The 13,561-nt window shown below is 48.5% G+C and carries 8 protein-coding genes; 1 reads left to right on the top strand and 7 read right to left on the bottom strand.

What is annotated here, in order from left to right; genetic code table 11:
* Nucleotides 1-81: 81 nt before the first annotated feature.
* From ACJJIO_RS05940 to ACJJIO_RS05910, 7 genes are all read right to left on the bottom strand, one after another.
* Nucleotides 82-2,844, bottom strand: a complete 2,763-nt coding sequence (locus ACJJIO_RS05940) for a nitrate reductase (RefSeq protein ID WP_444910426.1) — start codon at nucleotides 2,842-2,844, stop codon at nucleotides 82-84.
* A gap of 12 nt (nucleotides 2,845-2,856) precedes the next feature.
* Nucleotides 2,857-3,285, bottom strand: coding sequence for a nitrite reductase small subunit NirD (gene nirD / locus ACJJIO_RS05935; RefSeq protein WP_252083207.1), 429 nt, complete (start codon nucleotides 3,283-3,285; stop codon nucleotides 2,857-2,859).
* A gap of 78 nt (nucleotides 3,286-3,363) precedes the next feature.
* On the bottom strand, nucleotides 3,364-5,901 hold the full coding sequence (gene nirB, locus ACJJIO_RS05930) for a nitrite reductase large subunit NirB (RefSeq protein WP_444910425.1): 2,538 nt from the start codon (nucleotides 5,899-5,901) through the stop codon (nucleotides 3,364-3,366).
* Between the two features lie 331 nt (nucleotides 5,902-6,232).
* On the bottom strand, nucleotides 6,233-8,011 hold the full coding sequence (locus ACJJIO_RS05925) for a bifunctional protein-serine/threonine kinase/phosphatase (RefSeq protein ID WP_444910424.1): 1,779 nt from the start codon (nucleotides 8,009-8,011) through the stop codon (nucleotides 6,233-6,235).
* Entirely contained in the window at nucleotides 8,001-9,464 is a 1,464-nt protein-coding gene (locus ACJJIO_RS05920) for a NarK family nitrate/nitrite MFS transporter (protein ID WP_444910423.1), read from the bottom strand. Before ACJJIO_RS05920 ends, ACJJIO_RS05925 begins: the two co-directional genes overlap by 11 nt.
* 180 nt (nucleotides 9,465-9,644) lie before the next feature.
* Nucleotides 9,645-10,709, bottom strand: coding sequence for a CmpA/NrtA family ABC transporter substrate-binding protein (locus ACJJIO_RS05915; RefSeq protein ID WP_444910422.1), 1,065 nt, complete (start codon nucleotides 10,707-10,709; stop codon nucleotides 9,645-9,647).
* Between the two features lie 7 nt (nucleotides 10,710-10,716).
* Nucleotides 10,717-11,304, bottom strand: coding sequence for an ANTAR domain-containing response regulator (locus ACJJIO_RS05910; RefSeq protein ID WP_444887113.1), 588 nt, complete (start codon nucleotides 11,302-11,304; stop codon nucleotides 10,717-10,719).
* 706 nt (nucleotides 11,305-12,010) lie between these two features.
* Between ACJJIO_RS05910 and ACJJIO_RS05905 the strand changes: the two genes are divergently transcribed.
* Nucleotides 12,011-13,561, top strand: coding sequence for a Re/Si-specific NAD(P)(+) transhydrogenase subunit alpha (locus tag ACJJIO_RS05905; RefSeq protein ID WP_444910421.1), 1,551 nt, complete (start codon nucleotides 12,011-12,013; stop codon nucleotides 13,559-13,561).

The raw sequence follows: 13,561 nt of genomic DNA, 5'->3' as shown, positions 1-13,561 counted from the left end.
TGCTATGTCTTTGCGCGGAGTGCTGGTTGAGAAAACCGCAATCCGCGCATTTGGATATGAATTTATCGAACAATATTGGTCTTAAGCACTATAAACCTTATCAAATTTCTCACGCAGACTTTTTGCCGATCTGACAATCTCTGTTTCCAGCACCGCCGCAACTGCGTGGTTCTGTGTATTATGCTGCAGTCTCGTGCGCAACAGCTGGGAAATCTCTGGCTTGCAGGAACCACAGCGGGTCCCGCAACCCAGAGCGTCACCCAGCGCATCAATGGAATTGACCCCCTGGTTGATTGCTTTTTCAATCTGTGGACGTGAAACCTGCATACAGGTGCATACTATGCGCTCACCTGGTGGAATTGCCTGGAGAAACTGGGCAGGGTTTTCAGGTAATTCCAGTTGTAGGTAGCGTTCCAGGGTGCGTCGATCAGGAAGTGTCTGCCAATCATTACTGGAAAAAATAAGCAGCTCTATTTGTTCGCTATAAGCGAGCCAACGCTGGCTATTTAAGGTCTCTATTTGCTGCCAGCGTATATCTGGTTTTTTTTGTAGTAATTGGGCACCCAGTTGGCGACCATCCAAAGGGGTGCTGAGCGCCAACTCAAAGCGATATCCATTTTGACAGGGCACTCGATACCAGTGCAGTAGATTTTCTTCCATATGGGTCTGTAGCCAGCGCCAAAGGTTTTGTGCCAGTGGTTCCGGGCAAATAAGGGTGATAAAGCTCTTACAGGCGAGGGCTTTCAGCTGAACCGGTACCTGTTTGAATTCGGGCTGACCGGAAATTGGGTCTACCTCTGCCCCGGCAAGAGCGCTGACCTTAGACTCTTGGGCCAAGGTCTGGCTCCAATGAATAGGAGCGAATAGCTCACCGGGTTTTTGGCCACTGTTTAATACCGCACGTCCGCACATTTTACCCTGGGCACTGTGTAACTCTACCAACACGCCCTCGTCTATACCGTATTTACGCGCGTCTCTGGGGTTTATCTGAATTTCGGCAATCTCACTGTGATCCAGCAATTTCCGCGCGCGGCCGGTACGGGTCATGGTGTGCCATTGGTCACGTATGCGGCCGCTGTTTAGCCATAGGGGATAACTAGGACTTATTTGTTGCTGGGGTGTACGCGGCTTGACAGCAATAAAATTGGCTCGACCAGTTTCAGTGAAAAATTTTCCATTGCCAAATAATCGTGCACTACCCTGGGGATTTTCCCGATTTACCGGCCACTGTACTGGTTCAAGCGCATCGTATTCATTTTGCTCGATATTACTAAAGAGTGAGATATCAAAGGCGCGACTGCCATTATTTTCGAAACCGGACAATTGTGCATGTTCTCGAAAGATATCTGCGGGGTGGGCAAAGTTAAACTGCTCGCGGAACCCTAGGCGGCTGGCCAAATCACAGATAGCCTGCCAGTCGTGACGCGCTTCTCCAGTGGGATCGATAAAAGTGCGCTGCCGGGAAATACGCCGCTCTGCATTGGTAACTGTGCCATTTTTCTCTCCCCAGCCGGTGGCCGGCAGTAGTACATCGGCGCAGCGGGCGGTATCGGTATCGGCGATGCAATCGGAAACAATCACCAGTGGACATTTACGTAGTGCCTCAGTCACCCTCTCTGCTTCAGGCAAACTCACGGCGGGATTAGTGGCCATAATCCAGATTGCTTTGATTTGGCCGGTCTCCACTGCATGGAACATATCCACCGCTTTTAGTCCGGGGGCCAGTGCCATATTGGGAGCATCCCAGAAGCGTCGCACCCGATCGATATCACTCTCTTTAAACTCCATATGGGCGGCGAGCATATTGGCCAGGCCGCCTACTTCACGCCCCCCCATCGCGTTGGGTTGGCCGGTAATAGAGAAAGGACCAGCTCCAATCTGGCCAATGCGACCTGTTGCCAGGTGGCAGTTAATGATTGCATTGTTTTTGTCTGTGCCGCTACTGGATTGATTAACCCCCTGTGAGTAAAAGCTAAGTGTTTTTTCCGTTTCGGCAAACAAACGGAAGAAAGCTAATAACTTTTCTGCAGGTACACCACAACTCAGTGCAGTTTGCTGAAGGGACCAGTGCTGGGCCGCTTCCAGAGCCAGCTCAAAGCCTTGGGTATGATGCTGAATATAGTGGTGATTGAGGCGGTTGTGCTGGGCGAGGAAATTAAGCAGACCATTAAACAGTGCTGCGTCACTGCCGGGATTTATCGCCAAGTGCAGATCGGCCATCTCGGTGGTAGCGCTAGCCCGCGGATCAACGACTACTATTTTGGCCTTGCCTGCCTGCATACGCTGGAACAGTATCGGGTGGGTCCAAGCGGCGTTAGAGCCTATTAAAACAATAAGGTCTGCCTCTTCCAGATCCTCATAACAACAGGGCACGGCATCTGCACCCAGGGCGCGCTTGTATCCTGCTACGGCTGAGGACATGCAAAGGCGTGAATTGGTATCAATATTGGCGCTGCCAATAAACCCCTTCATTAATTTATTAGCAACATAATAGTCTTCAGTAAGGAGTTGCCCGGAAAGGTAAAAAGCTACTGAATTCGGGCCGTGTTCGTGAATATTGCGGGCGAATTCATTGGCCACATAAGACATAGCGGTATCCCAGTCACAGGCTTCGCCATGCAAATGTGGGCGTAAGAGTCTCCCATGCTCACCGAGTGTCTCCCCAAGGGCTGAGCCCTTAACACACAAACGGCCAAAATTAGAGGGATGTTGTTTATCACCTGTGACGGAAATTACAGAAGTACTTTGCCGCTTTTCCTTGTTAATAGTTACTCCACAGCCCACCCCACAATAGGGGCAGGTAGTGCAGGAACGCTGGGTGCTTAGGTATTCCTTTACTGCCATTACTATTCTTGCTTATTTATCACAACCGATATAAACGGTATTTCCATTAAATGCTAAAGGGTAAGTGGCAAGCTGGATATTACCGTCCTCCATACAAACGCCATCTTCAAGGCGAAAGTGATGTTTATAAAGTGGTGAGGCAATAGTTAATTCACCATCCAGTTCTGCGATTATTCCCCGTGAAATAATGCCAGCTTGTGCGATCGGGTCCCAGTTGTCAACGGCGTAAAGTTGTCGCTCTTGCCCCGGTAAAAAAAATAGGGCGATACCTTTCCTCTCAGGTTTTGCTAGATAGTCCGTTTTTTCTGAGGAGGTATCGCCCCAAAGGGCACACACCCCGGAGTTGCTGACTAAATCTGATCTTTGGCAGATCGGCAGCCAATGGGGGTGGGTTATGGCATTGGATGTATGTGAGCTTTGTCTGGCGCTGGCTTGGTGCATAACAATTTCCTTGCGGGATTAAGAGAAAAATCAGCAATTGAAATTAAATTTTCATAAATTAAATGTATAGGATTGTCTCTATGCAGATTCAGCAGTTTCTATTATTTCTTCAATAGTTGCGGGACGGGGCTGGCCGCGTTCCTTGACGAAAATAATATTGTCATCGCTCTCATTGCTGTTAACAAACTGACGAAATCGTTTAAGTTTTTCCGGATCGTTGATTGCGGACTTCCATTCACACTGATAACTATCGACAACGCGTTCCATCTGGATTTCCAGTTCGGTACAGATTCCCAATTTGTCATCGATAATGACTTCACGTAGATAGTCGAGTCCGCCATCAAGGCTTTCCAGCCATACCGAGGTGCGCTGCAATTTATCGGCAGTACGCACATAGAACATCAGGAAACGATCGATATAGCGAATCAGGGTTTCATCATCCAGGTCGGTAGCGAATAGATCGGCGTGGCGCGGGCGCATGCCGCCATTGCCGGCAACAAATAAGTTCCAGCCTTTTTCTGTGGCGATAACGCCCACATCCTTGCTCTGCGCCTCGGCGCACTCGCGTGTACAGCCCGATACAGCCATCTTTATTTTGTGTGGGGAGCGAAGCCCCTTGTAACGGTTTTCTACACGCAGGGCCATGGAAACACTGTCCTGCACACCAAAGCGGCACCAAGTACTACCTACACAGGACTTTACCGTGCGCAGAGATTTGCCATAGGCATGGCCGGTTTCAAATCCCGCATCAATGAGTTCCCGCCAAATTTCCGGTAGTTGTTCCAGGCGTGCGCCAAACAAATCGATACGCTGGCCACCGGTAATTTTGGTGTAGAGGTTATAGCGTTTGGCAACATCGCCAATCACGATGAGTTTCTCTGGTGTGATTTCTCCACCGGGAATACGCGGTACTACAGAGTAGCTACCATTTTTCTGCATATTCGCCATAAACGTATCATTGGTATCCTGCAGGCCAACGTGGGCTTGCTCCAGGATATGTTCATTCCATAGGGAGGCGAAAATAGAGGCGGCGGTGGGTTTACATACTTCGCAGCCCTTGCCGCTACCATGCTTTTGAAGGAGATCATCGAAGGTTTTAATTTCCTCCACCTGAATAATGTGGAACAACTCTTGGCGACTATAGGGGAAGTGTGTACAGAGATGATTGTTGACCTCCATTCCCAGAGCGGCTAATTCACTATCGACGATATCCTTCAGCAATGCGGCACAACCACCACAACCCGTGGAGGCCTTAGTGGCATCCTTCACTTCAGCCAAGGTATGACAGCCGCCATGTACAACATCCAGAATTTGCCCTTTACTCACGTTATAACAGGAGCACACGGTAGCATTAGTGGGGAGAGCGGAAGCACCAAGGAGTGATTCCGCTCCGTCAGTTGAGGGAAGAATCAGTTGTTCCGGGTGCTCTGGCAGGTCGATATCATTGAGATGATATTGCAGAAGAGTATCGTAATCCCCAGTATCACCAACCAGTACAGCGCCGAGCAGTTTCTGGCCTGTAGCATCGGTTATCATACGCTTGTACACGCCGTTCTGTTCATCGACAAAAGTAATTGCTGCAGCGCCTTCGCTGCGGCCGTGAGCATCGCCAATAGAGCCAACCTGCACACCGAGAAGTTTTAATTTAGTGCTCATATCGGCACCATTAAAAAACGTCTCCATACCGGTGAGCTGTGCGACGGTGGTGCGAGCCATACTGTAGCCTGGAGCCACCAGGCCAAAAATTTGCCCCTCATAGAGAGCGCACTCACCGATGGCAAAAATGTTGGGGTCTGATGTACGACAGCGGTTGTCGATGACAATACCTCCTCGCTCACCGACTTGCAGCCCTGAGGATTTTGCCAGCTCATCTTGAGGTCGAATTCCTGCAGAGAACACGATCATATCGGTAATCAGTTCGTCCCCCCCTTTAAATTGCATACGCAAGCGGCCGTCAGCCTCCTTAATAAGTTCGGTAGCTCGGCTGGTATGTACAGTAACGCCAAGGGCCTCGATTTTTTTTCGCAGTAAATTGGAGCCGCCCTCATCAAGCTGAGTGGACATCAGTCCTGGAGCAAATTCCACCACATGGGCGTCAAGCCCCAGGGTTTTCAAGGCGTTTGCCGCTTCCAAACCGAGCAGGCCACCACCGACAACGACGCCACTTTGCGCGTTAGACGCAGCTGCGCGAATCGCATTCAAATCTTCGATGGTGCGGTAGACAAAGCAACGCTCGTGTTGATGCCCTGGGATGGGGGGCACAAAAGGATAGGAGCCAGTAGCGAGGACCAATTGATCATATCTATGTAAGCTTCCAGTCTGGGTGGTAACAGTTTGCTTTTCGCGGTCGATGGAAGCTACCGGATTGTTGAGCTCTAGCTCAAAACCCCATTGTCGATATTGCTCAATATCACCCATAGCCAAATCTTCCGCACTGCACCCAGCGAAGTATTCGGATAGATGTACTCGATCATAAGCAGGTCTGTTTTCCGCACAAAAGACTGTGACGGTAAAACCGATGCTTTCATTTTTTTCTGCCAGCTGCTCAAGAAAGTGGTGCCCGACCATGCCGTTACCAATCACAACCAGCTTTTGCTTTTTTGTCTTTTCAGTCATTGATATTCCTGCCATCTAGAAGCGATTCTCTTGGCAGGAGGGGCGGATGATATGACAAGGGCGCCTCCTCTTCTGCCGAAGAGTACAGGCGCCGTTGCCTCGAATTGGGGGATAATTTTGTTGGTCATTAAATACATTCAATCTTCATGCCAGTATTTATCCCAGGGATGGCGCCTATCCGCTCCTATTGTCCACAATTTTTGCGGTATGTTGGTGCAGAAAACCTTTTTTCTGCTCTGAATTGGTGCTTAGTTAAATTTTGTGGAATATTAAGTAGGAAATGTCATCTTAAGTTACTGAGAGGCAAGTGAGGGATTAACCAAGAGGGGCTTTAGAAAACATACAGAAGGTGGGAAAGCAGTAGAATCAGCGCTATGAGTTGCCAGAATAAAATTGGATTTTTTTCCAGTAGAGGATGGCTCTGGGCAGGTTTAAAGGTTGGATTGGGATGCTGCAGGTCCTGGATAAATTCGGATAGGCTATCGTATCTTTGTTGAGGGTTGGGGGCACAGGCTTTTTGCAAGGCACTATCTATCCAGTGGGGGATATCCTTGCGGTGCACATATGCATTTGTATAACGCAACTGTTGATAACTTTTGAGGTGATAGTGCAGATTGCCGAGGCGCTCAGGGTAGGGATATCTTCCTGTGAGTAATTCATAGGCAATTACTCCGAGAGAAAAAATATCCGAACGATGGCTGGCGCTATCGCCATAAAAGAATTCAGGAGCCGCATAATTCTTACTGCCTGGAGTATCAATTTCTGTGAAGTGTAATTGCTCTCTAAGGCCTGGCCCATCGACCCCTCCGAGGTCAATGATTACTAGGCGACCATTATTGCGGATCATAATATTCTCCGGCTTCAGATCGCCGTGCACAATCTCTAATCGCTGCAGGCTGCGCAGGGCACTTACCAGCTGAGAAAGTAATCCCCTTACCTGGGATACCTCTGGCTGAGGGTTAAGTTGCATCCACTGTCGCAGCGTCTGCCCCTCAATATATTCGAGAACATGATATAGGCAAGCGCGTTCGGCTCTTGGAGCGTATAGCTTGATAACCCCTGGATGATTTATTCGCCTGCCGGTCCATTCTTCGGCGATAAAACGCTCGATATAGTTTGGATCATCACAGTAATTTACCGATGGAGTTTTCAGCGCGCGAAGCTCTCCGGTCATATGATCTTGGGCCAAGTATAGGTGGCTACGTTTACTGGCATAAAGCTCCTGCAAAATAAGAAAACCATCGAGTTTTTGTCCTGGGTTCAGATCGGGAGCGAAGGGAAGCGTTCGGCTGTGCATTGCCAATTCGTCGCATTGAGGAAAGTCCAGATTATTAACCCTGGTGACGATTGCACTAAGGTTATCTTTGGAGCCTGATTTTAGGGCCGCATCAATGAGTTGTTGTGGTGTAGTTTTGTCAAACTCAGAAAGTCTTTTCTGGATAGAAGTCTCTGGCAAAAAATCGTGAATGCCATCGGTACTCAGTAAATAAATATCACCGGTTTGCAGTGCTTCACAGCGGTAGTCCACTTCAATATGGACATCCATCCCCAGGGCTCTACTGAGAAAAGTGCGCCCAGGAGACAGCTGGTGGCTGTGATCACGCGTGAGGCACTCAAGCGTGCCAGCGCGCAGGCGGTAGATACGTGTATCGCCGATATGCACCAAGTGGGCGCTGGCACCTTTAAAAATCAGGGCTGAGAAAGTGGTCAGCCAACCCCGCTGGATTTCCACGCTGCCTCCACTTTGCCGGTATAGCCAGCTGTTGAGGGAGTGGAGTACTCGTGCAATAGCATGGCGAGTAGACCAGGTTTCCGGGGTGCTGTAGTAGTCCGAGAAAAAACCGTTGATGGCTGCACGAGCAGCTTCGCCGCCGGCCTCGGCGCTGGCGACACCATCCGCTACTGCGGCGAGTGCGCCATAGCGCTTTAACTCTAGCCTCTCGGGTAGCCGTACGGCACAAGCATCATCATTGTGTTGGCGATGACCGGAACAGGTAGCACTGAAAATTTGCAGAGCATGAAACTCTTTACTCTGCAAATTTTTAGAAGCTCCATGGGCGTTTTGTATCCCTACCGGAGTTTTTGTGTGCTGTTCTTTATCAGGCGACATCGATCATCGACACGCTGCCATCTGGGTGTACCTCAGCCATTTGACCCTCGGGTTCCTCCAATAATAACAGTGCTGTAAAGCCGAGAAGTGCGGTGATGCCGATAACCATAAAAAATGTTTGGTAGGAAACCAGGCTTAACACGGTGAGATAAAAAACTGCTCCGACATTGCCGTAGGCCCCAGTCATACCTGCGATCTGCCCGGTAAGACGGCGCTTGATTAGAGGGACTACAGCAAATACAGCCCCTTCACCGGCTTGCACAAAGAAAGAGCAGGCCATGGCAGCGGCTACCGCCAAGTAGAGTGGCCATTCGGCATCAATCAGGCTCATGGTGAAGTAACCCAGTGCCAGGCCTGCAGTTAGTATCAGCAAGGTGGGTTTGCGTCCCCAGCGATCACTGATTAAGCCGCCTGCTGGACGAGACATCAAGTTCATGAAGGCATAAGCTGAGGCAAGTAATCCCGCTTTTACAGGGTCTAGGGTAAAAGTCTCAGAGAAAAACAGTGGCAACATGGATACTACTGCGAGTTCTGAACCAAATGTAGCAAAGTAAAGAAGGTTGAGTACGGCTACCTGCTTAAATTTATAACGATGTACGGGAGCCGGTGGATTAGTGAAAATCTCCCGGTTGATGCTATATGTCTTGCGTGCATCCAGTAGGTAAAGTAAGCCGAGCCCACAATAAATCGAGGTGGCAGCGAGACTGGAAATCAAGTTTACACCGCTTGAAAGTTTCCAGGTCAACAACGCCAGTGCGGCATACATTGGTACCTTCATAATCAGTAACAGTACAAAGTCTCCTGAACTAGTGACCTCCATAGCCCCTATTTTTTTGGGTTTGAAATAAGTGGAGCCCTTGGGGGTATCGGTAACTGAGAAGTAGTAAATCACACTATATACCAGTGCAATAACTCCGGTGATTCCAATCGCATAGCGCCAGCCATTGTCGCCACCAAAAAATAGAGCGATGGTCGGTAAGCTCATAGCGGCAGCGGCAGAGCCAAAATTACCCCAACCGCCGTAAATTCCCTCAGCAGTGCCCAGTTGACGGGCGGGGAACCACTCGGAAACCATGCGGATACCAACGACAAAACCAGCGCCAATAAAACCGAGCAGAAAGCGACCTATTGCCGCCTGCATAAAGTTATCTGCTAAGGCAAAAATAAAGCAGGGTACACTGCCGATAGCAAGTAACAGGGAGTAGGTAAGCCTGGGGCCGTATTTATCGGTGAGCATCCCGATTACTACTCGTGCTGGAATGGTTAGGGCTACATTTAAGATCAGTAGCGTTTTTACCTGATCAGGAGTCAATGACAGGCTTTTCGATATTGCCATCAATAATGGGGCATGGTTAAACCAGGCAAAAAACGTAATGAAGAAGGCCACCCAGGTTAGGTGAAGAATCTTTATCCTTCCTCGAAATGAAAAAAGATTGAGGGATTCACTAGACATGCGCATTTCCTTTATTTGCATACTTCACAGGCATAAAAAAAGCCCACCACCGCGCGCCTTTGGTCGCAGTCAATGGACTCCATTGCCCGATATTTTTGTTGAAAGAGCGATTGACTGTGCGAATGCGCTTAGCGGCAAGCCATTGCACCATCGATATATTCTCATTCAATTAATGTGCCATTATTTCTTGGAATTGAGGAAATCCACAGTTTGATGGTATAGCTCTGGCCTGAAGTTTTGACTGTTTATCGTTGCTATCTCACTAAACCCCCTGCACATCTCTATTAACTGCCGGGCTTTTGTCTCACAGGGACGACCGTTGTCATTATCGATATGGGCAAACAGGTGCCAGCCTGGGTTGGCTATGATATTGGTGTTGCGGCGGTAGAGAATCTGATCATTCAGGGAGTGCTGCAACAGTGACTCTGGTAAATTCAGATAGTGTTTCTGTGATAATAATCCGGCGGCTTCGCAGCGATTTTCTCTTGCTATTAACCAGGAGCAGGCTTTCAGTAATGCTGCACGCAAAGCTAGATGGCTGACCGGGTTGGCCTTATGCCAGCTCTGGGTCACAGCTAATACTTTTTCCGGCATTGCCGGCAATAGTGTATTGCAGGCCGTAACAACCACTCCAGTACCCTTTTGGGCTGCAAGGCTATTCCATGGTTCGCCAACACAGTAACCATCAATAATGCCGCTGAGAAGGCTTTCCAGCATTTGTTCGGGGGGTAATATAATAAGCTGTATATCCCGATCCGGATTCACACCTGTGGCCTGTAACCAATGGCGCAACTGTAGTGTGTGACTGGAGAATGGGTAAACCGTGGCCAGTCTTATCGGTGAGATGCCAGTGTTTTTCTGTAGGTACTGTTTTAGTGCTACACCAATATCAGTTTTCGTTTCTTCTGTTGTGTAGTGCTGCAGGCGTTGATAGAGATCCTCTGATAGGGTAATGGCGTTGCCATTACAACTGAGAATCAAACCACTGATAAGTCGCTCTTTGCAGTCAGGTAGAGTTTCTGGGAGCGTTAATGGCATAGGGGCCAGCATGGCTGCGGCATCGGCCCTACGCCCGATCAATTTATCGCGCAGAGTTGCCCAGGAAGTCTCCCGCTTTAACTCCACCTCAAGGCCAAATTGACTAAAGTAACCTTTCTCCTTGGCAATGATTAGGGGGGCGCTGTCGGTGAGTCTGAGATACAGCAGCTTGATAGATTTCTTTTCCGGGTACAGTAAGGAAGACATTAGGGATTCAGTGCTCGCTCTGAAAATATTGAATAAGCTGTTCGGCTACCGCGTGCATGGTGGCATTACTACTCATGGCAAGATTACGCAAAATCTTATGCGCATCCTCCTCGTTGAGTTTTTTCTTGGCCATTAGTAATCCTTTGGCTCTTTCAATGGTTTTTCTATCACTGAGTTGCTGTTGGGTTTTCTCAAGTGATTGTCGCAACAGCTGAAAGCTCTTGAATTGAGCCATGGCAATTTCTATTGCCGGGGCAACTCTCTCGGTAGTGATCCCCTCGGCCATATATGCGCTGACCCCAGACTCAACTGCGCGACTGATAAAGTCCGCACTGTTGTGGCTGGAGAACATAGCTACTGGTGTCGGTGCCTCACGATTAACGATGGCAAGGCTCTCTAGGATGTCTCTATCAGGGGATTCAATGTCGATCAACACCACATCGGGGCGATATTTCTCTACTTGGAATAGAAGCCCTTCGGCACTGCTGATTTGCGCAACAATAGTGTATCCGGCAGATTTTAAACACTCACAGACAAGGTGAGCGCGTTCTTGATTATCATCAACCAACATGATGGCAGGGCTAATATTCGTCACGACTTGAAGTGGCACTCGTTTGTGGCTAGATAGACGGCTTACCAAAGTACAATCAAAACTTGTGCCAAAATCGTGAGAGAGGGGCAAATAAAATAAATTCTTCTAATTCCATGAAGTACAGTATGAGATATCCGCTGTTTCTTATTACGCCATTTTGGAACTATTGATCTTTTAGTACAAGAGGAGTTTTTGAGAGGAAATCTGGCCAGGTCACTTTGAAATGAAGATGCTAAAGAAGTTTTTTGAAAGCATTTCCAGGTGGGTATATGAAAAGAATTTACATCATTATCAATTTCTGATGGGTGAAAGATCCTATTGCCAGGTTTTTTTTGTGATGATTAGCCTAATGAGAAAGAACTTTTAGGGAATTAACAAACCCAATTGTTTGGCCAGTGTGAAACCAAAGAGTATTTGTATTATTTAAGTTGGCCCGATTCCTTTGTTGCTTCTCACGGGTGATAGAAAGTTCCTTTTCACAGTTTATTCTTTTTTTGTCGCTGTGACCTTATGATGTGCTTGAATTAATGTTGCAGCTGTAACTTATTAATAGCCTTATAAATTTCACCAATTGTGGCTATTAGATAGCTTCTCTTTCAATCCCAGTTTGCTGAGTTTACACTCGGCCTGACTATAAAGTGGGCAAACTAGTCCTTTTTGAGGTGGATGTAGTTGTAAATTCATAATATTAAATGTGAGGGGCACGGCGGTGATAATAGCCATACCTAGAGAGACCGTAGAGGGGGAGGCGCGTGTTGCGGCAACTCCGGAGAGCGTAAAGCGATTAATTGACTTGGGTTTTTCTGTTGTTGTACAAGCCGGGGCTGGTGAAAAGGCTAGCTTTGCCGATGAATTATATCGACAAGCTGGTGCTGAGATCCGTGGGGATATAGTGGCTTGCCTAAAGGGGGCGGAAGTTGTTCTTAAAGTGCAACCGCCAACGGATGAAGAGTTGGCTTTAATCCCTAAGGGGGCAACATTGATTGCCTTCTTAAAGCCAGCACAAAATGCCGAGCTCCTACAAAAGCTTGCCGATAATGATATTAACGCACTTGCCGTAGAGTCCATCCCCAGGATTTCCCGGGCCCAGAAAATGGATGCGCTCAGCTCCATGGCTAATATTGCCGGCTATCGAGCCGTCATCGAAGCCGCACATAATTTTGGTCGTTTTTTTACCGGGCAAATCACCGCGGCGGGAAAAATCCCTCCAGCCAAAGTTCTCGTTATTGGTGCCGGTGTTGCCGGACTCTCGGCAATAGGTACAGCTAAAGGTATGGGAGCCATCGTTCGGGCATTTGATACCCGAGCCGAGGTGCGCGAACAAGTAGAATCCATGGGGGCCGAGTTTCTCACAGTAGAGGTGGAAGAGGAGGGCTCGGGTTCTGGCGGATATGCCAAGGAGATGTCGAAGGAATTTATTGAAGCGGAAATGGCGTTGTTTCGCGAACAGGCCAAGGATGTGGATATTGTTATTACGACGGCATTGATACCCGGTAAACCAGCACCAAAACTATGGCTTGCCGATATGGTTGACAGCATGGCGCCTGGCTCTGTGGTGGTGGATCTGGCGGCAGAAATGGGGGGTAACTGTGATTACACCGTCCCTCACCAGAAAACAGTACATAGTGATGTGACAATCATTGGCTACACCAATTTACCCAGCCGTGCAGCGGCACAGTCTTCCCGATTGTACTCCACCAATCTCGCCCATTTACTCAGTGAACTCACTCCGAAAAAGGATGGTGAAATAGATCTTAATTTTGAGGATGAGGTTATTCGTGGAGCGACTGTGGTTAAGTCAGGGGAGATCACCTGGCCGCCTCCCGCTCCCAAGATCTCTGCGCAGCCCCAGAAGCCAACAAAAGCCGCAGAGGAAACCAAGGTTTCCCTCGAAGAAAAAGTTGAAAAGCGCAAATCTCCCCTATCTATTTTTGTTTTCTGGGCAATCGCTGGAATATTACTTCTTTGGCTTGGCCGGGTAGCTCCATCAGACTTCGTTTCACACTTTACCGTTTTTGTGCTGGCCATTTTTGTCGGTTGGCAGGTAATTTGGAATGTCACCCATGCCCTGCATACCCCATTGATGAGTGTTACTAATGCGATTTCTGGGATTGTTGTGGTGGGGGCATTGTTGCAATTGGGAGCTACTGGTTCTGGGCTTGTAACCTTGCTGGCCTTTGTTGGTGTACTTGTAGCTAGTATCAATATATTCGGTGGTTTTTTTGTTACCTACCGGATGTTGAAGATGTTTCGTCGTTAA

The organism is Microbulbifer mixtoriginis (SeqCode) (assembly GCF_052467235.1).
The sequence above is the reverse complement of the archived record's forward strand: the minus strand, read 5'-3'. Positions and strand labels throughout refer to the sequence as shown.